The following is a 23,896-nucleotide window of genomic DNA, read 5'->3' as shown; positions in this document are numbered from 1 at the left end:
AGATAGTAAAGGTGTGCCTGAACTTCAGTTCAAAAGGATAAAGGGTGAGCTTCATTTTGCTAACGGGTTCTTTTTGTGAAAATACAACGCAATTGTGAGATTATTTACGGCGGATGTTATGCTAAAACCCGGGGAACACGGTAACGCCAATAGTGTGATGCCACTGCAGGAATATTTATTCTTTCTGTATCGGGGGGCCGGTTACTTTCCGGGGCTTCCGCGGCAAGCAGGTCCTGTACCTGAAAGATGCGCCACATAGCCGGCGAGGCCATATGCCTGCTGATAATTTCCCGGAGCAGTTCCGGGGTGGCTGTGGAAGGAGCAGGCCCGGTGCGCCCGAGTTGTTGCCGGTAATATTTCCGGGAGACAGATGGGTTTTCTTTCCACCATCCCCTCAGCGTGCTCATGTCGTGCGTGGAAGGCGTTAAAACAGACAGATAAGGCACCCCGGAGATATCAGTAAAGAGCGAATTCCCTGATTTGGGCATACGCTCAATTTCAAGGCTTAAAATGCCCAATGCCTGCATTACGCCTGGTACGCAGGCGGTCACCATGCCCAGGTCTTCCCCACAAATAAGCATTTGGGTAGCTCTTTTTATCAGGGGCAGTTTATAAAGCGCCTCCCTGCGCCAGCAGTTTTCCTGCCAGGTATAAAAATAATCGTGGTACAACGCCTGTAACTGTTCCCTGCTACGGGCATCCAGGGCGGCAAACGAACGGGTAGCCATCATATTATAACGGGGATGATACACCGTTCCGCCAGGACCGGTTATCTTTATAAATAATACGTCCGCTATCAGGTTACAAAGTATCTTTTTTATTTCCTCCGGTAATGTTGATTCCATTACTTTCCGCTGTGTACTGTATTCAGGCAGTAGTTGATAACGTCCGCCGGGCAGGGGATGCATCAGTTGATCTTTCATCATGCCGGCGTAATTGCCGAACAGCTCATCCAGGATAACGCCTGTGATATAGGGCAGGCAGTACCGGTTTTCTTCAAAGCTGATTTCCCGGCGGTGCATTTCTTCCCGGCTTACCGGTACAGCCGGGTGGAAATATCCCAGTATGCCCTGTGTGGCATCCAGGGGAATTTGCCAGATGCGGAAGAAACCCAGAATATGATCAATACGGAAGGCATCAAAATAAACAGATAGATGGCGAAGGCGCTGCTGCCACCATTCCAGCCCGTTCTCTGCCATGACTTTCCAGTTGTAGGTAGGAAATCCCCAGTTCTGGCCTTCGGTAGTGAAACCATCCGGCGGTGCGCCTGCCTGCATATCCAGGTAGTAATGCCTGGGGTTCATCCAGGTATCAGCACTATAACGTGCCACGCCTATGGGAATATCGCCCTTCAGGGCCACGTTGCAATCATTTACGGCTGTTCTTGCAGCAGCCAGTTGGCGGTGGAGATGATACTGTACAAAGAAATAATAATGCGCCGCATGGCTGGCTTCCTCATCAGTAAAGAGCAACCGTTTCATTGTCGTATAGTCATAAACGTTATATGCCGGCCACCTGCTGAAATCTCCTGTTCCATAGCGGTCACGTAGCAAACAATAGGCTGCATAAGGCAGCAGCCAATGTTCGTTTACAACAAACCACTCGCGGTAACCGGGTAATTGCAAGGGATATTTTTCTGCTTCATACAGCTCCTGCAGGTACGCCAGCTTAAACGACATTACCTCTTCATAGTCGACAAATTCCTTTTCGTTGAGCCATTGCCGTAACCGGTTAAACTGTTTTTGCAACGGATGCTGTGCAGGCAGTGTGCCCACATCCTGTAAACGGATGTACTGCGGATGCAGGGCAAAAGAAGATATGGCGGCATATGGATAGGAATCTTTCCATGTACCGGTTTGCGTAGTATCGTTTACCGGGAGCAGCTGTATCAGCTGCAATCCTTTATGCTGCGCCCACCGGGCCAATGCAGGCAGGTCTGCAAATTCGCCGGTGCCAAAGCCTTCTGCGCTGCGCAGGCTGAACACAGGAACCGCTACACCAGCGCCTTTCCAGGGAACGTGCGCTACCCGTAAAAAACCGTCGTGTAAAATTACCTGCCGCCCTGGTACGGCGGCGGTATGCAATTCACGGTTGCTGCCACTTTCAAACCGGATGAATTGTTGCTGCACCTGGTCATAAATACCATACTTGTAATACACCGGGGCGGCTTCCCCCGAAAGGTCCAGCGCGATGGAAAACCAGCCCTGCTCATCGTATTGCAGCAGTAGCGGACGATTGATATCCCAACTGCCTATCGACTGGCTACTGCCCAGCAGGCAAACGGTTTTGCCGGCATCTAACAGGGGCGCCTGTACGCGGAATATATGCGTGGCCGTTAGTAGCGGTGTTATAACAGTGGCAGGCCGTTTATAAAAAACACGTGAGAACGGGGCGGTTAACCAGGCGTTTTCCGGGCGGGAAGCATCATTCCAGGCATCTATGAAAACAATATCCTGTTGTTCTCCGGGAGTAAAAACAAACTCCCGTACAGCGCCTTCATACATCGCGTCTTCCCCTTCTTTCAGCAGGTATTGGTATCGCAATGTAAAAGGAGAGCCGGGAGCCAGTTGGATCTCAGCAAACCACCACGATGAATTTCCCCATTGCATACGGTATGCCTGCTGAGGAATGTCGTTACCCAAAGCAGGTAAGTTACCTAGCAGGTACAGATCCTGCCCGTAATAAGTATGGTAATGAATATAAAATCGTAAGGTATAATTCATCTGGTCTGAGGCTATGCCTGACCAAAGTAAGGAAAAAACGCGGATGTTGTCTGACGCGAAGGTTGTCTGACTCCGGATTACGGTGATTACAATGATTTCCCTGAGTTTTTCTTTTGGATTTTTAAAGGATTGGGAAAGATTGATGCGGTATATATACCCATTGATATCCCGCAGGAACATTTTCATCTTACATGATCAGATCCAGGAGATCATAGTAATCAGCGTCAGACGAACTCCGTGTAAATCAAAAAAGGGAGATAAAAGTGAGTGAACACTTCTATCTCCCTTAGAATATTATAATTCAAAAAATAAAATCAGTAAAATCAGCGTAATCCTGAGTCAGACAACATCCGCATCAGACAACCTTCGCTTCACTGCATTATTTTACTTCTTCGAATTCTGCATCGGTAACTCCGTCGTTGCCACCACCCTGAGGCTGGCCCTGTTGCTGACCACCGTTAGGCTGGCCACCTTCCGGCTGACCCTGGGAAGCTTTGTACAGTTCTTCAGATGCAGCAGTCCAGGCAGCTTCCAGTTCTGCAGTAGCAGTATCCAGTTGTGCGCCGTCCTGTGACTTATGCGCTTCTCTCAGCTTTTCAAGTGCTGCTTCGATCGTAGCCTTTTTATCAGCAGGCAGTTTGTCGCCGTATTCTTTTACCTGTTTTTCGGTTTGGAATATCAGGCTGTCTGCTTTATTGAGCTTTTCGATCTTTTCACGTTGTTCCCTGTCTGAAGATTCATTGGCTTTTGCTTCGGCTTTCATCTTTTCGATTTCTTCCTTGCTCAAACCGCTACCAGCTTCAATTTTGATGTTCTGGGTTTTTCCGGTGCCTTTATCCTTTGCAGTTACATGCAGGATACCGTTGGCATCAATGTCGAAAGTTACTTCGATCTGTGGAACGCCACGTGGAGCAGGAGGAATATCACCCAGAATAAAGCGGCCCAGTGTTCTGTTCTGGTTGGCCATTGGTCTTTCACCCTGCAGTACATTGATTTCCACGCTAGGCTGGCTGTCTGCCGCAGTAGAGAAAGTTTCTGATTTTTTGGTAGGAATGGTGGTATTGGATTCGATGAGTTTGGTCATTACACCACCCATTGTTTCGATACCCAGTGACAGCGGAGTAACGTCCAGTAACAGTACGTCTTTCACTTCACCGGTGAGTACACCACCCTGGATAGCAGCGCCTACAGCTACTACTTCATCCGGGTTAACACCTTTATTAGGTTTTTTACCGAAGAATTTTTCTACTACTTCCTGGATCTTTGGAATACGGGTAGAACCACCTACCAGTATAATTTCATCAATATCGGAAGTGTTCAAACCTGCATCTTTCAGCGCTTTACGGCAAGGTTCCAGTGTTCTTTCCACCAGGCTGTCGCTCAGCTGTTCAAATTTAGCGCGGGTTAATTTCTTCACTAAGTGTTTGGGAACGCCATCCACTGCAGTGATATAAGGAAGATTGATTTCAGTTTCCTGAGAAGAAGATAACTCGATCTTTGCTTTTTCAGCAGCTTCTTTTAAACGCTGCCATGACATCGGGTCTTTGTGTAAATCTACTGCTTCATCTTTCTTGAATTCATCAGCCAGCCAATCCATGATCACTTTATCGAAGTCATCACCACCGAGATGCGTATCACCGTTGGTAGATTTTACTTCAAATACGCCATCACCTAATTCCAGGATAGAGATATCGAAGGTACCGCCACCGAGGTCAAATACAGCGATTTTACTGTCGGAATGCTTTTTATCCATACCATAAGCCAGTGCAGCGGCAGTAGGCTCGTTGATGATACGGCGAACAGCAAGACCGGCAATTTCACCGGCTTCCTTGGTAGCCTGACGTTGTGCATCATTAAAGTAAGCAGGTACGGTAATTACCGCTTCAGTTACTTCCTGGCCTAAGTAGTCTTCAGCCGTTTTCTTCATTTTCTGCAGGATCATGGCTGAAATTTCCTGCGGAGTATATAATCTGCCGTCTATATCGATTCTTGTGGTATTGTTGTCCCCTTTTACCACTTTATATGTAACATGGCTCACTTCACTGGCAACTTCGTCAAAATGACGGCCCATGAAACGCTTCACTGACATAATTGTGTTTACGGGGTTGGTAATAGCCTGACGCTTTGCGGGGTCACCTACTTTCCTTTCTCCGTTCTTTAAAAACGCCACTACAGATGGGGTTGTTCTCCTTCCCTCATCATTGGCAATCACTACCGGTTCGTTACCTTCCATTACGGCAACGCATGAATTGGTAGTTCCTAAGTCAATGCCTATTATTTTTCCCATAGTATTAAAGATTATCCTTTAGTTGTAAGTATTTTCGTGTTTGTCGTTGGTTTGTCAATGATTATGCCAAGCAAAAAAATATGAAATTATGTCAGTCAGGTACCCTATATTTGAATGCAGATCAAGGTTATGTTGTTGGTAAACATGCCCTTTACTAAATAACGGATCATTTAATTTGTTCATAACCTCGCCTTCCTTTTAGCTATTTTATTCCTAACCTGCTGTTTTAACTATTGTATAAATTGTATAACCTAACGTGATTCTTATGAAGAAATCCATTTTATGGAGGGCTGCGTGCCTTTTGCTAGCCACCACCCCAATGCTGAGCCAGGCTCAGGATCAACCTTCTACCTCTGCAGCCGTACCCACGGCCAAATTGTTCAGTGGACCCAGCGATTACAAAACATGGTCGATCGGCGTAAATGGCGGCGTATTGGCGCCAGTAGTGGCTACCGGCGGCAGCAATGACTTTACCAAATGGAAAGGATCATTCGGATACGGCGCCTATGTGAAGTACCAGATCCTTCATTTCCTGGCCCTGCGGGCAGATTATGTAGGTGGCAAATTACAGGCCGACAACAGTAAGGAGCTCGGTAATGGCTCCCTTCCCAACAGGCCGTATAAGTCGTACGAAACAAAGCTGAACTGGTCCGGTACCTTAAATGCAGTGTTTAACATCACTACGGTCAACTGGTTGTCAAGGGAGAACTTCGTACAGCTGTATGCCTCTGTGGGCGGCGGATTGGCAGGGTATAAACCAACCGTAACCAGGAATGACAACACGAGCTTTGCCTACAAGGCGGATGATAAAGCTATCAAGGAGCTGATTATCCCGGTGGGTGCGGGCCTTAAGTTCAGGCTGTCGGAGTTCGTCAACCTCGACCTGGGCTATACCATGTATTACACCGATGGGGACAACCTGGACGGGTACAACTACGGCCCCAACAAGGATAAGTACTCCTATGGCTATGCAGGCCTGGAGTTTGCTCTTGGAAAGAAAGGTAAGAAACAGCTGCAGTGGTCTAATCCTGCCAAAGTGATGTACGACGAACTGGAAGCCCAGAAAGCTTCCCTTGCAGCCTCCCTGGATGCTGCCAATCAGAACAATGCCAGGTTGACGGCCGACGTGGATAAGCTGACAAAAGACGCCGACGGGGACGGTGTTTCCGACTTCTTCGATAAATGCCCGGGCACACCTGCCAATACCAAGGTAGATGGTTCCGGTTGCCCGCTGCCGGTACCTGAGCCACCAAAAGTAGAAGAGAAAGTGGTGATCACAGAAGAAGATAACCGCATTGTAAGGGAAGCCATCCAGAACCTGGAATTTGATTTTGCCAAAGCCAGTATCAAGCCCAGCTCCTATGCGGCGCTAGACAGGGTGGCCGAACTGTTAAAACGCAAAAATCTCAACCTGAAGCTCAGCGGCCATACAGATAATGTGGGCAGCAAAGAACGGAACCTGGCCCTGTCAAGAGAAAGAGCCGAATCCGTAAAAGCTTACCTGGTGGGCAAAGGCGTGAATGCGTCTAAGATTGAAGCCGTAGGTTATGGCATGACACAACCTATTGCCAGCAATAAAACAGCAGCAGGAAGACAGAAAAACAGAAGAGTAGAGTTTACCATATTCTAACAGGCTTATTGATCAGGATCATAGGGATTTTTTGATGTGAAAATCAAAAAATCCCTATTTTCATTTTATGGAACCATACCTCATCAGAACGATAGTGCCGGCAGATGATCCGGCCATTGCACACATCGTAAAAACCACGCTCACTGAGTTCGGCATGAATAAAGCCGGTACCGCCTTTTCAGATCCTGCTACCGATCATCTTTCCAAACTGTTTGATATTCCCCGCGCAACATATTATGTAGCCCTGGATGGCGACAGGATCATTGGCGGTGCAGGCATCCACCCGCTGGACGGCGGTGAAGCGCATGTTTGCGAGCTGCAGAAGATGTACCTCCTGCCTGAAGCCCGGGGCAAGGGACTGGCTGGCAGGCTGATCGCCCTGTGCCTGGATTATGCTAAACAAAACGGCTATACGCAGTGCTACCTGGAAACTGCGCCTGAACTGGCCAGGGCAAGAAAGGTGTATGAGCAGTTTGGATTCAGGTACCTGTCAGGTCCCATAGGAGACACCGGCCATTTTGGCTGTGACAGCTGGATGCTGAAGGATTTATAATTTTCCGCAACCGGTGGAGTTTTATTCCTCTTTGCAAAACGGCATACTTCTTGCCTGTTGGGGCCTACAAAATAACATATCATGAAAAAACTTATTCTGTCTGGCGTATTAGCCATCGGAACTATGCTGGCAGTACAAGCGCAAAATGTAAAATTTGGTGTTAAAGGCGGTTTGAACATCTCCAAACTGACAGATACCGACGGTTCTAAAGCCCTTGCAGGGTTTCACGCAGGTGGACTTGTAAATATCGGGCTGGACAAAAGCTGGGCTATCCAACCGGAACTTGTATATTCTACCCAGGGCACCAAAGCAGAAAGAAGTGTGTTGTGGTTAACCTCTTCCAATACCGTAAAGGTTAATTACATCAATGTTCCCGTAATGGTACAGTATTCCATTGTACCGGAATTTTACCTGGAAGCCGGTCCACAGGTGGGCTTTCTTACCGCCGCCAAAGTAAAATCAGGCGATGTAACTGTAGATATCAAGGATAATATGCAGTCGGTCGATTTTGGGCTGGGCTTCGGCTTTGGCTATAAGTTCGATATGGGGCTCGGTGTAAGCGGCAGGTATAATTTTGGCCTGACCAACGTATATGACTCCGACAAGGTAAACAGTAAAAACTCCGTAGCACAGGTAGGCGTGTTTTACACTTTTTAATGCGGGAAAAAAATATTCCGGATCAGCGAAGGTTGTCTTTAATCAGACAACCTTCGCTGCTTTCGGCTAATTAACTATCTTTGCCCCTCGCATTAATCATTTTCAGCATGAGTGTTGTACAATCCATCAGAACGGCCGCCGTGGCCGCCATTAATTCACTTTACCATCAGCAGTTAACAGCAGCGGATATTGCTATTAACACTACCAAGCCTGAATTTGAAGGTGAATATACCATTGTGGTTTTCTCTTTTACAAAGTTCAGCCGGCAGAAACCGGAAGAAACTGCACAGCGTATCGGAGAATACCTGACTGCCCACTACCCGGAACTGATTACGCGATTTAATGTAGTAAAAGGTTTCCTTAACCTGAGTATCAACGACGCTTACTGGACGGAGTTCCTGCAGCAACATTACAGTGATGTGAACATCGGTATACAGCCTGCCAATGGTAAAAGGATCATGGTAGAATATTCATCTCCCAATACCAACAAACCCTTACACCTCGGCCACCTGCGTAATAATTTCCTGGGATATTCCATCGCTGAGATCATGAAAGCCAATGGCTACGAGGTGATCAAAGCCAACCTGGTAAATGACCGTGGCATCCACATCTGTAAGTCAATGCTCGCCTGGCAGATGTTTGCACATGGCGATACCCCGCAGTCGACCGGGATTAAAGGCGACCACCTGGTAGGCGACTATTACGTGAAGTTTGAATCTGTGGTAAAAGAGCAGGCAGAAATTATTATTGACCGGGTACTGGAAAATGACTTCCGTGATTTCGACAATGCAGAAACCGAAAAGCTGGAGAAGCTGGTCACCGCCCTGCACAAGCCGGAAGTAAAGGAGGATAAGGAAAAAACAGCGAAGATCATGGACGACATCAAAGAGATGTCGCGCAATAAAACAGAAATCATGCAGCAGGCAAAGATCATGCTGCAGCAATGGGAAGCCGGCAACCCCGAAGTAAGGGAACTGTGGGCTACCATGAATGGCTGGGTATATGAAGGGTTTAATGAAACCTACAAACGCCTGGGTATTGATTTTGACCAGATGTATTATGAGAGCGAAACCTATCTCCTGGGTAAAAACCTGGTAACAGAAGGGTTGGAGAAAGGCGTGTTATTTAAAAAAGAAGATAATTCTGTGTGGATTGATCTGACCGCCGACGGGCTGGATCAGAAACTACTGCTCCGTGGCGATGGTACTTCGGTATATATGACACAAGACCTTGGCACTGCGCGTTTGAAATATGATCAGTACCATATGGACCAGAGCGTATATGTAGTGGCCGATGAACAGAACTATCACTTCAAAGTGCTGCAGCTGATCATGGAGAAACTGGGAGAACCTTCTGCCAAAGGCATTCACCATCTCAGCTATGGTATGGTGGAATTACCGCATGGCCGGATGAAAAGCCGGGAAGGCACCGTGGTAGATGCCGATGATATGATCACCGAAATGATCACTACGGCCGAAAACCAAACCAAAGAACAGGGAAAGAACCTGGAAACCTTCTCTGAAGAAGAGCTTCGTGAACTATATGAAACCGTTGGTCTTGGTGGATTGAAGTTCTTCCTGCTGCGGGTGGATCCTAAAAAGAAAATGATCTTCAACCCTGAGGAATCCATTAATCTCCATGGATTTACGGCTACATTTATTCAATACGCACATGCGCGTATCAAGTCGATCATCAAGGATGCCGGCGTTGTTGAAAACCTGGCAGCGTATAGGCATGAGGGTGAATTATTACCGCTGGAAAGAGAATTGATCATCCTGAATGAGCAGTTCCCGGGAGTGCTGGCAGAGGCTTACCGTGAATTCAGCCCTTCTGTTATTGCCAATTATATCTTCCAGCTGGCGCAGGTATTTAACTCCTTCTATGCAGAAAAAGTGGATGGCGTATATACCTATTCTGTCATGAGAGCTACTTCAGAAGAAAAGAAGAAACTGCGTTTACAGATCATTATGCTTACGGCGCATACCATTGCCCAGGGCATGAAATTACTCGGTATCAGGGTACCGGAAAGAATGTAATTATTATTCAACTGATAAAAGAAAAAGGAAGGCGCCATGCCTTCCTTTTCTTTTCCATTAAAACGCTGCAGCCCTTACGGATTGCAGCGTTAGCAACTTACGGCCGCCGTGGCCGAAGTTGCCGAAGAAAATACCACAGTAAGCAGCGCAGCGAAAAAAGGAGCTTGCCTATCCTTTATGCGCCCGTTTAAAATCCCTCTACACTGTGGCAAATATTTTTATCCTGTTGTTCTCCTATCATGACAGCTTCATCGCAAAGGCGTTCTCCCCTCTCCTGCTCACCCGCACCCATATACGATTTTCCGAGCATAAACATAGCAAAAGCATTGGTAGGTTGCAAGTGTAACACTTTTTTCCATTGCACTATTGCCCGTTTAAAGAGTTTCTTTTCGTACAAGTCGTGTGCCAGATGTTGATAACGGTTCACTGTTTTCAGGGTATCCTTAACAACGTATAGGCCTGTACGATAGTTAACAATTATTGCTTTCTTTTTATCAAAGTAACAGGCAGCCGGTTCACTATACACAGCAGTAAGCAACACAAAACAACATATACTAACTGGTAGCTGACAGGATTTCATAGGTCGCAGCACTTTTAGGGGCGCCGGACAAATATATAAATAATATTATTTAATTAAAACTTATTATCATATAACAATCACAATCCCAGTTCATCGCCGCTGAAGGAAAGCGGCAACAGGTCGTTGGCACGGCTGATCACATATACTTTGCCGCTTAATCCACCCATGATCACCCGGATAGGGCTGTCCTGTTTCCGTTCGTACTCCGACAAGGTTTGCCTGCAGATCCCACAGGGAGAAATGGGATGGGTACTTTCTCCGTTGAGGTTATTGTAACTGACAGCAATGGTATCAATATCAATATTGGGATACATAGAAGCCGCAGATGCAAGGGCCACCCGCTCTGCACAGAGCCCTATAGGATAAGAAGCGTTTTCCTGGTTGGAGCCCGCAATGATTTCCCCATTGGCCAACCGGATCACTGCCCCCACCTGGAAACGGGAATAAGGTGCGTAAGCATTGGCCGTTACTTCCCTTGCTTCCTTCAGGAGCCAGGCATCAGCGTCTGAAAGACCGGTAAGATCATCATATACTTCGTATTCAATATGCAGCAATTGCTTTTCCATAACAACAGTTGAAAGGATTTTTCGTACGGCCGTTGCCGGGGTAAGACAACGACGGACCGGCAATATGCCAGTCCGTAATTTACTTCAAATTATATTTCCTGTACTTACTTAATATTTCTGAAGATACGGCTCCAGCGGATTCCGCCTTCTCCGTAGCTCATCCAGATCAGCCAGGCTTTACCCACCACGTGGTCTTCAGGTACAAAGCCCCAGAAACGGGAATCGAGGGAATTGTTGCGGTTATCCCCCATCATCCAGTAATAGTTCATTTTGAAAGTATAGCTGTCTGCAGGCTGACCATTGATGATAAACTTACCATCTTTTCTCTCCAGCGTATTTCCTTCATACACCCGGATCACACGGTCATACAAGGCAATATTGCTTTCATCCAGCTTAACGGTAACACCCTTCTTCGGGATATATAAAGGACCGAAGTTTTCTTCTGTCCATTTGAAGTGTGCAGTGTCGTGTGGGAAAACATTATTGTAGTTGAAGTCTGTAAAATCAGACTCCTGGTATATTTTAATATCCTTTACGATCGGCTTGAACTGTTCCAGTGCGGTTACATTGGCCGGGGTGAGATTGTAAATATATTTGCTGGCATCCAGCTGGTAGAAATCAGGGCCTGAAGTAGCAATGCCCAGGTCTTCCAAACGGCTGCTGTTCAGCTGATCGCCGGTGGTTTCCACTACATATTTATGCTGGCTGCCCGGGGGAACCGGCGCGGCCTGGCCATTTACATAAACTGCTCCTTTAATGATCCGGATAGTATCGCCGGCTTCGGCCATGCAACGTTTGATATAGTTCTCCCTTTTATCTACAGGGCGCTGAATGATCTGGTAAGAGTTATGAACCGACTGCCAGCCGAATTGCCTTACCATGCCATAATAGCTGGGATCTGGCGAATCAATGGCTACGGTATCTCCTTCGGGGAAGTTAAATACCACTACATCATACCGCTTGATGGCTGAAAAACCCGGCAGGCGCCTGTATTTCCATTTTACTGCCTCGGAATAGGCTTTGGCAGATTTGGTGAAAGGCAGGGTATGATGTACAAAAGGTACTGCCAGCGGAGTCATTGGGATACGTGGTCCGTAACTGATCTTGCTCACAAACAGGAAGTCGTTCACAAGTAAGGTCTTTTCCATTGAAGGTGTCGGGATCGTATAGGCCTCAAAAATAAAAGTGCGGATAAGCGTGGCTGCTATAATAGCGAAGATCGCAGCGTCTAACCATTCTCTAACCGCAGATTTCTTTTTCTTAGGCTGACTGTCTTTGTTTTTTTTCCAAAATGCCAGGTTCATTCAGTTACGCTTATTAGATGCTTAAAAAGGCAAATATAATATTCTGTTGTCAGCCTGTTGCTATCCGGCTACAAAAGTTTTCTTAAAAATAGATTAAAAGGTTGTTTATTATATTTTTTAAGTATATGGTGTCCCCATCCGATGAATTGCCTGAATCTGATGTTTTACTATACCTGCGTTGAATACATTTACGATCAGGGATATTGAGAACTTCACCCGTACTGTATGCACAATACCCGCTGAAAAGAACCGGGAAGCTGGTCACCTGTTTCGGCGCTGATGTTCTCCTGGCAGACCTGAAGGCATTTACTCCGGCCCGGCAGGCAACGCATATTTATACCCATTTGCTCACAAACGTTACGCCACCCGCCATGCAGCGGTTTATTATGAAGCTTCACCAGCAGTTTCCGGGGATTAAAATCCTGTTGTGGGGCCCACAGGCATGGCAACTTACTACTCCGCTTCCGTAAAATGTTCATATCGTTAAAAAACCGGAAGAATTACTGGCATTGGATTGATCCTGTTCAGAGCACTTCTTCCAGGATACGGTTAATGGCTGCTGAACGGTTCAGCACCATAAAATGGCCACCATCGGGGATTACATGCGTAGGCTGGAGATACTTAACGGGGAAAGGCATATCAAGGGCGCCGTGGATATGCACCAAACCTTCCGGCACCTCATCATTTTCCCAATGCAGGATGGCATTCACCGCCCAGCGGGTGTAGGCATAATCACGTTTTGCCAGGTATTCATTTACCAGCATGCGCTCTTCCGGTGTTTCTATATTGAGGAATTTCCTGACAATGATATTCCGCCGCTGGTACAACAGGCTGTCGGGTAGTTTGTGCAGGCGGAGCTTTTTTACCCAGTTGTAGTAGGGAGGTTTTTCCGAGCTACGTTTAATACTTGAAAGAAGGATGTTCTTTTCCACGGGAATATGCCGGGCTATTTCCAGGCTCATAATGCCGCCAAAAGAAACACCTACCAATGTAACCGCTCCATCAGCCGTAATATTGCGGGCCATACGGGCCGCATAACGGCTGATGGGCTCATCCGGCAATGGAGCGATCCAATGCAGGTGATGCACCTGGTAGCCGGTGGGAAAACGCAGGTTGTTGAAAATGCGCTCATCCGCACCCAGTCCACTGATCAGATACAGGTGTTTTTGCATATCCTTAGCCGTTAAGAGCTTACTTTTCTTTTGTCGCGCGCAGGCACCACGAAATCATCCACATCTTCGGCGGTAATGGTTTTACCGGAAAGGATCACCAGTCGTTCCACTACATTCCTCAGCTCACGGATATTACCGGTCCAGTTATGGTTTTGTAAGGCCTTCATCGCCTCTTTATCTGCCGCTTTGCGGGTAATGCCATATTCATTGCAAACGCTGTCCAGGAAGCTGTCTACCAGCAAAGGTATATCATCCCGGCGATCATTCAGGGAAGGTACATGGATGAGGATCACGCTCAAACGGTGATAAAGATCCAGGCGGAAATTCTTGTTTTCCACTTCCTGCAGCAGGTCTTTATTGGTAGCGGCTACTACCCTTACATCCACGCTGATCTCCTTATCGCCGCCCACGCGGGTAATTTTTCCTTCCTGTAAAGCACGCAGCACTTTAGCCTGGGCGCTGAGGCTCATATCCCCTATTTCATCCAGGAAAAGGGTACCACCGCTGGCCTGTTCAAATTTTCCGATCCGTTGTTTTACGGCAGATGTAAAAGATCCTTTCTCATGGCCGAACAATTCACTTTCAATGAGCTCACCGGGGATGGCAGCACAGTTCACTTCCACCATAGGCCCCGCAGCGCGGTTACTCCGTTCATGCAGCCACCTGGCCACCAGCTCTTTACCCACCCCGTTTTCACCGGTCACCAGTACCCTTGCATCGGTGGGAGCTACTTTTTCTATTGTTTCCCTGATCTTAAGGATCGGGGCTGACTGGCCTATCATTTCCGGTACCTTGTTCACCTTGCGGCGCAGGGTTTTGGTTTCGGTCACCAGGGTCGACTTATCCATTGCGTTACGCAGGGTAATGAGGAGGCGGTTCAGATCGGGCGGCTTGGAGATATAATCATAGGCGCCTTTTTTTACCGCTTCTACGGCCGTGTCGATATTACCGTGGCCGGACACCATGATAATGGGAATGTCCCCGTTCACCTCGCGGGCTTTCTCCAGGAATTCCAGTCCGTCCATTTTAGGCATTTTGATGTCGCAAAGAACGGCATCATATGACTTTGCCTGGAACATTTTAAATCCTTCCATTCCATCCGCAGCCTCATCTATCTTGTAACCTTCATAGGTTAAAATCTCCGTGAGTGTTTTACGGATACTTTTTTCGTCGTCTATTATTAAAATGTTAGCCATAATCAGTTTTATTTCGTACGACCGGCGATACCCGCCTTTTATACAACGGGCAAAAATAAAGATTAATCCCTTAAAATTGCATTATATCAGGGATCATTTAACATGTCGGAAACAATTGAAATATTACCATACAGCCCGCGCTGGCCGGAAGAGTTCCGGGAAATAGCCCGGGAACTGGAAGCAGCGGCGGGAGCATACGCGCTGGCCATTGACCATATTGGTTCTACAAGCGTTCCGGGATTAGCTGCAAAAGATGTTATTGATGTGCAACTAACGGTGGCTTCGCTGGATGCGCCCCTGCAGCCTGCACTGGAGCTGCTGGGATATGAGCGTAAATTACATCTCAAAGACCACCGCCCGCCCGGCAGGGATGATCTGGCAGAGGATGAACTGGAAAAACATTTTTATTTCAAGAAAAACAGGAGGGTGAACCTTCATATACGGGTGGCGGGGAAATTCAACCAACGCTATCCTTTGCTGTGCCGTGATTATCTGCGCACGCATCCGCATGCCGCGCAGGCTTATGGAGTGGTGAAGCAGCAGCTGGCAAAATATTTTCCTGACAATGCAGATGCTTACTACGACATCAAAGATCCTGTATTTGATATACTCATGGAAGGCGCCTATATATGGGCAGATAAGAAGGCTTGAATATTAGTAAACAGTCTACTACCTTTACAGGATTAATGCGTAATTTCAGTAACTATTAAAGTGCCAATACCTGTAATTCGATCCGCATATGAATGATTTTCTGGAAGAGTTGAAGCGGCGGCACCAGCTGGCAGCGGCGAACGCTTATCCTGCCACAGGTGCAGTAGATGAATTTGTAAGCCACCTGTTGAACTGGTTATTCCCTGAACATACCGGTCAGGTGATTGCTGATCCGGTGGCGCTGGAGCGCTTTGGCCATGAGCTGGAAGCGCAGCTGCAGCAGTTGCTGCAATCAATGGAAAACCAGCTGCCTGCAGATGCTGCGGGCCTGAGCCGGGATTTTATGAATAAAGTGCCGGTGATATATGATGAGCTGACAAAAGATGCCTCGGCTATCTACCAGGGCGATCCGGCGGCGTCGTGTTTATATGAGGTAATCCGCGCCTATCCCGGGTTTTATGCCATTGCTTTTTACCGCATTGCGCATGCCCTGTACCAGTTGAAGATCCCGGTGTTGCCAAGAATGATCACTGAACTGGCACATTCCCGTACGGGAGTGGATATTCACCCGGGCGCAGTGATTGCGCCGTGGTGCTGTATAGACCATGGTACCGGTATCGTGATCGGGGAAACCACCGTAATAGGGCCGCATGTAAAGTTATACCAGGGCGTAACACTGGGTGCGCTGAGCATTGAAAAGAGCATGGCGCGCAGCAAGCGGCATCCTACGATAGAGGAACATGTGGTGATTTACGCGGGCGCCACCATTCTTGGCGGGGATACGGTGATAGGCCATCATAGCGTAATAGGCGGGAATGTGTGGCTGATCAAAAGTGTGGAGCCTTTCTCCCGGATCTATTATAAAGCAGAACATAAATTTTCAGATACAAACCAGGACTAGTAAAATGGCTTCCATCATAGATCTGATCGGTAATACGCCGATGGTAGAATTAAAGAAGATATCCGCCAACCCGGCTGTTAAGATTTTTGCGAAGCTGGAAGGTAACAATCCCGCCGGCAGTGTGAAAGACAGGGCCGCCTATGGCATGATCAAGGGTGCGCTCGACAGGGGCGATATTAAACCCGGTATGAAACTGATAGAAGCTACCAGCGGTAACACCGGTATTGCACTGGCCATGATTGCCAGTATCTTCGGCCTTGAAATAGAACTGGTAATGCCTGCAGATGCCACCCGGGAAAGGGTGCTTACCATGGAAGTATATGGCGCCAAAGTAACGCTTACGCCAAAGGAGCTGTCGATGGAAGGCTCTATTGACTACGCCAACGCCCAGATGGCCAAAGGCGGCTATTATATGCTGAACCAGTTTGCCAATCCCGACAACTATGGTATGCATTATAAAACCACCGGGCCGGAAATATGGAAAGATACCAACGGCGAAGTGACCCACTTCGTAAGCGCCATGGGCACCACCGGTACTATTATGGGCGTATCCCGTTTTTTAAAGGAACAGAATCCTGACGTACAGATAATAGGATGCCAGCCTACAGAAGGCTCAAAAATTCCCGGCATCCGTAAATGGCCGGAGGCTTATCTTCCCAAAATATTCGAAAGACCCAGGGTAGACCGCATCATGGATATTTCAGAAGAAGAGGCAAGAGCCATGACGAAAAGACTGGCAAAGGAAGAAGCAGTATTTTGTGGTATGAGCAGCGGGGGCGCCGTAGCAGCGGCAGCGCGGATATCACAGGAATTACGTAGTGGCGTGATTGTTAGTATCATCTGCGACCGGGGCGACCGGTACCTTTCCAGCGACCTGTTTTCCTGATAAATATTTAAAGAGATATAAAAAGAAAGGAGCGAAGATTTTCTTCGCTCCTTTCTTTTTATACTTTTAGCAAATGCTATTTCTTCATGTACATTACTTCCTTCACCAGTTTCACAGTACGCTCAATATCCGGCAGGTATAATTTTACCAGGTTTGGCGCGTAGTGCATAGGAGCATCCTGCGCAGTGATACGGCGGATAGGCGCATCCAGGTAGTCGAAACCTTCTTTCTGGATACGGTAAGCGATTTCGGAAGAAATACTTGAGAATGGCCACTGCTCTTCAACAATTACCAGGCGGTTTGTTTTCTTCACAGACTCCAGGATGGTGAACCAATCCAGCGGACGGATAGTACGCAGATCGATCACTTCCGCTTCGATACCTTCTTTCGCCAGTTCTTCAGCTGCACCCAGCGCTACCTTCATCATCTTGTTGAAAGATACGATGGTTACATCTTTACCGGCGCGTTTGATATCTGCTTTACCGATAGGGATGATGTATTCTTCTTCCGGTACTTCGCCCATATCGCCATACATCAACTCGCTCTCCATGAATACAACCGGGTCTTCATCACGGATAGCCGCTTTGAGCAAACCTTTTGCATCATACGGGTTGGAAACGGATATCACCTTCAGGCCCGGGATATTGGCGTAGTAGCTTTCGAATGCGGTAGAGTGCTGTGCACCCAGCTGTCCGGCAGAACCGTTTGGCCCGCGGAAAACGATAGGGCAACCTACCTGGCCACCACTCATTGCCAGCATTTTTGAAGCAGTGTTGAGGATCTGGTCTAATGCCAGTACAGCAAAGTTCCAGGTCATAAATTCAACCACCGGACGCAGGCCGTTCTGTGCAGCACCCACTCCGATAGCGGCAAATCCAAGTTCAGCAATCGGCGTATCAATAACGCGTTTTGGACCAAACTCATCCAGCATTCCCTGGCTCACTTTATAAGCACCATTGTATTCGGCTACTTCCTCCCCCATAAGGAATACCCGTTCATCACGGCGAAATTCCTCCTGCAGGGCTTCTCTTAAGGCTTGTCTGAAAGCTATCTGACGCATGCTATTCTTAATTGAAAGTTAAATGCCTTATTGAAAGGCAGGGCAAAAATATTGTTTGTTAACGAAAAAGCAAAGCAAACAACCGATTAATAATTATTATACCGCTAACATGGGCTTGTACACTATTAATTAAAATAAATACATATATTTATATACTAATATTTATAGATCCCTGCCCTTTGCCATGATTACCATTACTATCCTTACCTTATGCTTTTTAGCCGCCCTTTCCTGTAAGATCAAAAAAGCAAAACTGCCGGAACTACAGGCACTCCTCTGGTACTTTCACCTGGTTTTCGGTTGCTTTGCATTGTTATGCCTGTTACTGATGCTGAACAGTTATGGCTTCAAGGGCACGCAAACGGAGCGGGTGTTTTTTACCCTCTATGCCGGTTCGGGCATGCTGCTTTACGGTCTCACCCAACCAGGCAACGACGCCAGGTACGCCTACCTGCTGCTTTTCTTCGGGTTCCCGTTTGTGCTGCTATTTGGCCTGCTGCTGCCACCACTACGTATAGTCACCCTGGTGGCGGCCATCACCCTGCTGTCGGACAGTGAGTTTAAACGCTACCATATCGACGACGATTATGCCCTGCAAACGAAGAGTACCGGCATATTATCCCGTTACCCGGTTTACAGTTTGGTGGAAGACAAATACCTGTTTTTTGAAAAAGTAAGGCAGGATGTAGTAAAACCACAGGCAGTACTGCGTTCGCTAAAGATGGCCAAAAGGGGGAAAGACAGTGTGAGGATACAGCTGAACAATATAGATACGGTAATTGTCCTTTCTGAATAACAGGAAGATGTATCAAAAGTAATTTTTCCGGGCACTCCGGTGGAGAGAACTTTCGTTTACGCCATTCCCCGGGGCCATCAGATTACTTTTGAGTTCTTATGTTTGAAAAAGAAAACATGGCTTCGAGATGAAATGTAACTTTAATTTACAAAATCTCTGAGCCATGTTTACAAAGTCACTTAAAGTTACCGATTTTACGGGACAGAACATCTATGTGGGCTTAGATGTCCACCTTAAAAGCTGGATGGTGAGTATTTACAGTGATGAATTTGAGTTAAAGACTTTTAGCCAACCGCCAGATGCATTAAAATTGGGAAATTATTTGCGGCAACATTATCCGAATGCGCACTTTCATTTGGCCTATGAAGCCGGTTTTTGTGGTTTCTGGATACATCGCGCATTTAAAGCACAGGATATAGAATGTATTGTCATTCATCCGGGAGATGTTCCCAGTAGTGACAAAGAACAAAAACGCAAAACGGATGGGGTTGATAGCCGTAAGATTGCCCGAGGTCTGAAAAATAACGAGTTAAACGCCGTTTTTGTTCCTGGAGAACAACAAGAGGCAGATCGTATGTTGATAAGAAGCAGAGGTAAGACGGTAAAGGATCTGACTACTGTTAAGAACCGGATCAAGGCTTTTTTGAAGATTTACGGCATTAGCATTCCTGAAGAGTTCACCACCGGAAATTGGACAGGCCGTTTTACAAAATGGTTAAATCAATTATCGTTTACAGAGCCCAGTAGTAAACTGTCTCTTCAATACTATGTTCAACAGTCCAACTTTCTAATAGCTCAACGTAAGCAAATAGAACAAGGTATACAAAGTTTAGCAACTGGATCCCACTATGGATATAAAGTAAAGCTATTAACTACCATTCCGGCTGTGGGAGTATTAACAGCAATGACTTTTCTTACAGAGATAGGAGACATCACACGATTCAAAAATATAGATCATTTATCCAGTTATTGTGGACTCACACCAGATTGCCGTAATAGTGGACAGACGGAGCGTATTATTGGTATAACCAGGCGGGGAAATGCTATTCTTAAAACGATATTGATAGAATGTTCCTGGATGGCTATTAGAAAAGATCCAGCACTATTACTCTATTATAAAAAGCTTTTACCTAGAATGAATGGCAATAAAGCAATAGTAAAAGTTGCAAGAAAGCTATTAAATCGTATTACCTACGTCATGCGCAATCAGCAACCATATGTATTAGGTGTAGTTGCTTGATAAACCAAACCGGGTGAGGCGCTGTTGCCGCGCCATCCCCCCTTCCCCCTCCCGGCAGGGTTCCAAACAATGTCAGGAGGCTATTAATTTATTAAACAACAATTCTTATAAAAACTCTTGGTTGCCAATCAATGCAGGAGGATGTATGTGGCTGATACATATTGTATTAGACCACTCTTATGAGTTTGCATGTGGCATCCTATAGAAAATAATACAAGAAATTGCAGCTTGTCATGCAATGTCTGCTAAGAGAAGATTGTTTTTATAGGAATAGTAAAGGCCGGTCTAAAAGACCAGCCCTTAAAGTTCTTTTTTTCAAACTTTTTATCTCAAGACTTGTTTTTCAACATAGAATACTTCCTCACTGCAAAATGATTATACTCTTTCGATGATCATAGCGCTGGCGCCCCCGCCGCCATTGCAGATCCCTGCAACGCCGTACCGCGCCTGCTGCTGATGCAGGATCGCATTCAGCGTTATCACTATACGCGCACCACTGCAACCAATAGGATGCCCTATTGCCACAGCGCCGCCCCATACGTTTACTTTATCGAGCGACAGCCCCAGGTCTTTTGCATTGGCAATAGGCACGCAGGAAAATGCTTCATTTACTTCCGCCACATCCATATCACTGATCTTCAGACCAGCTTTGGCCAGCGCATTATTGATAGCTTTTACCGGCGTGGTGGTAAACCATTCCGGCGCCTGTGAAGCATCCGCAAAGCTGACGATCTTTGCCAGGGGCTTTAATCCCAGCGCTTTCAGTTTTTCGCCGCTTACCAGCACCACGGCAGCCGCGCCATCATTGATGTTGGAGGCATTGGCCGCAGTGATGGTTCCATCTTTCTGGAAACTTGGTTTCAGGGAAGGCACCTTTTCGAAGATCACCTTTTTATAGTCTTCGTCTTCTGCTACCGTTACCACCTGTTTGCCAGGCACCTGCACCGGTACTACTTCATCTTTAAAAAATCCCTTCTCCCAGGCTGCCGCTGCACGTTTATAACTTTCAATAGCGTATGCGTCCTGGTCTTCACGGGTAATTTTATATTCAGTGGCGCAAAGCTCCGCGGCATTGCCCATGTGAAAATCCTTGTAAGGATCCCAGAGGCCATCGCGGATAATGCCATCGATCACCGCGCCATGACCGAGCTTATAACCGGTACGTGCTTTATCGAGGTAGTAAGGCGCAGCGCTCATGTTTTCCATGCCGCCGGCCACCACTATATCATTATCGCCCAGCAGGATACTTTGCGCCCCCAGCATAATGGCTTTCATACCGGAAGCGCATACCTTGTTAACCGTAGTGCAGGGTATGGTATTGGGCAGGCCCGCAGCAAGACTGGCCTGGTTGGCAGGCGCCTGCCCCAGGTTGGCGCTGAGCACATTGCCCATATATACTTCATTCACCTCTGAAGGGGCTACTCCTGCCCTTTCCAGGGCCGCTTTGATAACGTGAGCGCCGAGCTGGGTAGCCGGAACGCCGGCCAGTGCGCCATTGAACGAACCGATAGGAGTACGGGCCACAGCTACTATAAATACTTCTTTCATCTGATAAATAAGATTGATTTGGCTAGTTTATAATCTACCAAATATAAGGAAAAGTTGCGGGGAACCGTTATCATGCGGACATACCGCTCCCTTCTTTTCAAATCCTAATTTTGCCGTATGTTTGCAGTTGCATGATATCGCAGAACTCCATACAACAGATCCTCAGCCGCATTGATATTGTGGATATTGTGGGCTCCTTCGTTAAACTGAAAAAAAGGGGCGCCAACTACCTTGGCCTGTGCCCGTTTCATAATGAGAAGTCGCCCTCCTTCACCGTATCTCCCGGCAAAGAGATCTATAAATGCTTTGGTTGCGGCGCCAGCGGCAATTCCATCAGCTTTATCATGGAGCATGAAAAGTATTCCTATGTGGAAGCGCTACGGTGGCTGGCACAACGTTACCAGATCGAGCTGGAAGAAACGGAGGTAAGCCCGGAGCTGAAGCAGCACCAGTTGATGGCCGACAGTTTGTTCATCATCAACAACTACGCCCGTGAATACTTCACCGATACCCTGTTTAATAAGGAAGAAGGCCAGAACGTGGGCCTGAGTTATTTTGAAGAAAGGGGATTTTCGGAAGAAACCATAAAAAAGTTCCAGCTCGGCTACTGTCTGAATACCTTTGACGCTTTTGCCAAATCGGCATTGAACAAAGGATACAACCTGGAATACCTGCAAAAAACAGGGCTGGTCACCATCCGTAACGATCAACCTGCCGATAATTACCGTGGCAGGGTTATTTTCCCGATACATAACCAGTCGGGCAAAATACTGGGCTTTGGTGCGCGTATCCTGGTAAAATCAGACCGGGCGCCTAAATACATCAATTCTCCCGAAAACGAGATCTATGTAAAAAGCCGGGTATTGTATGGTACCTACTTTGCAAGGCACGCTATTGACAAGCTCAATGAGTGCCTGCTTGTAGAAGGCTATACCGATGTGATTTCCCTGCACCAGGCTGGTGTGGAAAACGTGGTTGCTTCCAGTGGTACTTCTCTTACACAGGATCAGCTCCGCCTGATAAAAAAATACACCAACAACCTCACCATCCTTTATGATGGCGATAGCGCCGGCGTGAAAGCCGCGCTCCGCGGGCTGGACATGGCCATTGAAGAAGGGCTGAACGTGAAGCTGGTGCTGCTGCCGGACAAAGAGGACCCGGACAGCTATGTACAGAAGATCGGTGCAGAAGCCTTCCGTGAATTCATTAAGGAGAACAAGCAGGATTTTGTACTGTTCAAGCTGCAGCTGAGCATGCAGGAAGCAGGTACAGACAGTAATAAAAAATCGCAACTGGTAAATGAAATCGCCGAAACTATTTCCAAAATTGATAAGGCGGAAGATTTCACCCGGCAGCAGGATTATATCCGCCAGTGCAGCCAGTTACTGCATATTGATGAACAGGGGCTGATCCAGCTGGTCAATAAATTTATCCGCGACCGCCTCATAAAAAGAGAACAGGCGCATGCCCGTAATAACCCCGCTCCCACCGGAGATGAACTGAGCGAAGAAGCGATAGCCGCTATGGAAGCCGCCGAAACCGGTATTTCGGTAGACTCCCTGATCAACGGGCATGAAAAACAGGAAAAGGCGCTGGTAAAAATCCTGTTGCGTTTTGGCGATAAGCCTTTTAAAGAAGAAGACAACAGCACGGTAGCTGATTATATATTCCATCTCCCCTATGATTTTGAAGCACTGGCCGAAAGTGAGCTGGTGAAAAGGATTTTAAGGGAATACAAGGCCCTGTATGATGCAGGAACCCTCCAGGATAAGCGCTGGTTTCTTTATCATGAAGATCAGCAGTTTTCAAAAGAGATTGCCAATATCCTGGAAGACCAGGAAGCCGATCTGAGTATGAAATGGAAAGAACAGTTTGAAATAGATACTGTTTATGGCGATGAGGCATACTTAAAAGATACGCTCTCCACCACCAACTACCTGATCCTGCGAAAAGTGAAAAAGTTAATCCATGAGAACCAGGCCGAAGTACAGAAGGCCTTCAGGGATAACGACTATGAAGCGGCTAAAAGCTGCCTCGAAATGCAGAAGCACCTCAATTCACTGGAAAGAGAACTTACCAACGGGATGGGCACCGTTATTTTCAAATAAGC

Annotated in this window: 20 protein-coding genes; 11 read left to right on the top strand and 9 right to left on the bottom strand. The window is 47.0% G+C overall.

The annotated features are described in order from the left end of the window. Window positions 1–116: 116 nt before the first annotated feature. Together VIM72_RS21390 and dnaK are read right to left on the bottom strand one after the other, a co-directional pair. Window positions 117–2,723: a 4-alpha-glucanotransferase gene (locus VIM72_RS21390; RefSeq protein WP_332004863.1), complete on the bottom strand. Its 2,607-nt coding sequence runs from the start codon at window positions 2,721–2,723 to the stop codon at window positions 117–119. Window positions 2,724–3,102: 379 nt separating this feature from the next. Next, complete coding sequence (dnaK, locus tag VIM72_RS21385) at window positions 3,103–5,010, bottom strand: molecular chaperone DnaK (protein ID WP_332004862.1); 1,908 nt, start codon at window positions 5,008–5,010, stop codon at window positions 3,103–3,105. A gap of 265 nt (window positions 5,011–5,275) precedes the next feature. On the opposite strand from dnaK, the gene VIM72_RS21380 reads away from it, so the two are divergent. The 4 genes from VIM72_RS21380 (at window position 5,276) to argS (ending at window position 9,886) form a co-directional block, all read left to right on the top strand. After that, window positions 5,276–6,640, top strand: a complete 1,365-nt coding sequence (locus VIM72_RS21380; protein ID WP_332004861.1) for an OmpA family protein — start codon at window positions 5,276–5,278, stop codon at window positions 6,638–6,640. Between the two features lie 67 nt (window positions 6,641–6,707). Next, a complete protein-coding gene (locus tag VIM72_RS21375) occupies window positions 6,708–7,193 on the top strand; it encodes a GNAT family N-acetyltransferase (protein WP_332004860.1) in 486 nt (161 codons plus the stop codon). Between the two features lie 81 nt (window positions 7,194–7,274). After that, on the top strand, window positions 7,275–7,850 hold the full coding sequence (locus VIM72_RS21370; protein WP_332004859.1) for a porin family protein: 576 nt from the start codon (window positions 7,275–7,277) through the stop codon (window positions 7,848–7,850). 107 nt (window positions 7,851–7,957) lie between these two features. Then, complete coding sequence (gene argS / locus VIM72_RS21365; protein WP_332004858.1) at window positions 7,958–9,886, top strand: arginine--tRNA ligase; 1,929 nt, start codon at window positions 7,958–7,960, stop codon at window positions 9,884–9,886. Between the two features lie 187 nt (window positions 9,887–10,073). Here argS and VIM72_RS21360 read toward each other — a convergent pair whose 3' ends face one another. The 3 genes from VIM72_RS21360 to lepB form a co-directional block, all read right to left on the bottom strand. Then, on the bottom strand, window positions 10,074–10,466 hold the full coding sequence (locus VIM72_RS21360) for a hypothetical protein (protein WP_332004857.1): 393 nt from the start codon (window positions 10,464–10,466) through the stop codon (window positions 10,074–10,076). A gap of 77 nt (window positions 10,467–10,543) precedes the next feature. Further along, window positions 10,544–11,032, bottom strand: coding sequence for a cytidine deaminase (gene cdd / locus VIM72_RS21355; protein ID WP_332004856.1), 489 nt, complete (start codon window positions 11,030–11,032; stop codon window positions 10,544–10,546). Between the two features lie 104 nt (window positions 11,033–11,136). Then, window positions 11,137–12,336: a signal peptidase I gene (lepB, locus tag VIM72_RS21350; RefSeq protein ID WP_332004855.1), complete on the bottom strand. Its 1,200-nt coding sequence runs from the start codon at window positions 12,334–12,336 to the stop codon at window positions 11,137–11,139. 203 nt (window positions 12,337–12,539) lie between these two features. On the opposite strand from lepB, the gene VIM72_RS21345 reads away from it, so the two are divergent. Further along, window positions 12,540–12,806 carry a hypothetical protein gene (locus VIM72_RS21345; RefSeq protein ID WP_332004854.1) on the top strand — a complete coding sequence of 89 codons (267 nt, stop codon included), beginning with the start codon at window positions 12,540–12,542 and terminating at the stop codon, window positions 12,804–12,806. A 54-nt stretch (window positions 12,807–12,860) separates the two neighbouring features. Here VIM72_RS21345 and VIM72_RS21340 read toward each other — a convergent pair whose 3' ends face one another. Both VIM72_RS21340 and VIM72_RS21335 read right to left on the bottom strand, forming a co-directional pair. Next, entirely contained in the window at window positions 12,861–13,508 is a 648-nt protein-coding gene (locus VIM72_RS21340; protein WP_332004853.1) for an alpha/beta hydrolase, read from the bottom strand. 11 nt (window positions 13,509–13,519) lie between these two features. Then, window positions 13,520–14,704, bottom strand: a complete 1,185-nt coding sequence (locus tag VIM72_RS21335; RefSeq protein ID WP_332004852.1) for a sigma-54 dependent transcriptional regulator — start codon at window positions 14,702–14,704, stop codon at window positions 13,520–13,522. A gap of 102 nt (window positions 14,705–14,806) precedes the next feature. Here VIM72_RS21335 and VIM72_RS21330 point away from each other — a divergent pair, with 102 nt between their 5' ends. From VIM72_RS21330 to cysM, 3 genes are all read left to right on the top strand, one after another. Further along, a complete protein-coding gene (locus tag VIM72_RS21330) occupies window positions 14,807–15,355 on the top strand; it encodes a GrpB family protein (RefSeq protein ID WP_332004851.1) in 549 nt (182 codons plus the stop codon). Window positions 15,356–15,443: 88 nt separating this feature from the next. Further along, window positions 15,444–16,256, top strand: a complete 813-nt coding sequence (locus VIM72_RS21325; RefSeq protein ID WP_079468803.1) for a serine O-acetyltransferase — start codon at window positions 15,444–15,446, stop codon at window positions 16,254–16,256. Window positions 16,257–16,260: 4 nt separating this feature from the next. Further along, window positions 16,261–17,142: a cysteine synthase CysM gene (gene cysM, locus VIM72_RS21320; RefSeq protein ID WP_332004850.1), complete on the top strand. Its 882-nt coding sequence runs from the start codon at window positions 16,261–16,263 to the stop codon at window positions 17,140–17,142. Window positions 17,143–17,218: 76 nt separating this feature from the next. On the opposite strand, the gene VIM72_RS21315 is transcribed toward cysM, so the two are convergent. After that, window positions 17,219–18,202, bottom strand: a complete 984-nt coding sequence (locus VIM72_RS21315; protein WP_332004849.1) for a pyruvate dehydrogenase complex E1 component subunit beta — start codon at window positions 18,200–18,202, stop codon at window positions 17,219–17,221. Window positions 18,203–18,386: 184 nt separating this feature from the next. On the opposite strand from VIM72_RS21315, the gene VIM72_RS21310 reads away from it, so the two are divergent. Continuing rightward, on the top strand, window positions 18,387–18,998 hold the full coding sequence (locus tag VIM72_RS21310; protein WP_332004848.1) for a hypothetical protein: 612 nt from the start codon (window positions 18,387–18,389) through the stop codon (window positions 18,996–18,998). A 163-nt stretch (window positions 18,999–19,161) separates the two neighbouring features. Beyond that, entirely contained in the window at window positions 19,162–20,238 is a 1,077-nt protein-coding gene (locus VIM72_RS21305) for an IS110 family transposase (RefSeq protein WP_332004847.1), read from the top strand. A 375-nt stretch (window positions 20,239–20,613) separates the two neighbouring features. Here VIM72_RS21305 and VIM72_RS21300 read toward each other — a convergent pair whose 3' ends face one another. Continuing rightward, window positions 20,614–21,786 (bottom strand): acetyl-CoA C-acyltransferase, encoded by a 1,173-nt coding sequence (locus tag VIM72_RS21300; RefSeq protein WP_332004846.1) that lies wholly within the window; start codon window positions 21,784–21,786, stop codon window positions 20,614–20,616. 131 nt (window positions 21,787–21,917) lie between these two features. Here VIM72_RS21300 and dnaG point away from each other — a divergent pair, with 131 nt between their 5' ends. Beyond that, window positions 21,918–23,894 (top strand): DNA primase, encoded by a 1,977-nt coding sequence (gene dnaG / locus VIM72_RS21295; RefSeq protein WP_332004845.1) that lies wholly within the window; start codon window positions 21,918–21,920, stop codon window positions 23,892–23,894. Window positions 23,895–23,896: the final 2 nt, after the last annotated feature.

Origin of the sequence: Chitinophaga sp., from assembly GCF_036569185.1 — a bacterium.
GTDB lineage: Bacteria > Bacteroidota > Bacteroidia > Chitinophagales > Chitinophagaceae > Chitinophaga.
The sequence above is the reverse complement of the archived record's forward strand: the minus strand, read 5'-3'. Positions and strand labels throughout refer to the sequence as shown.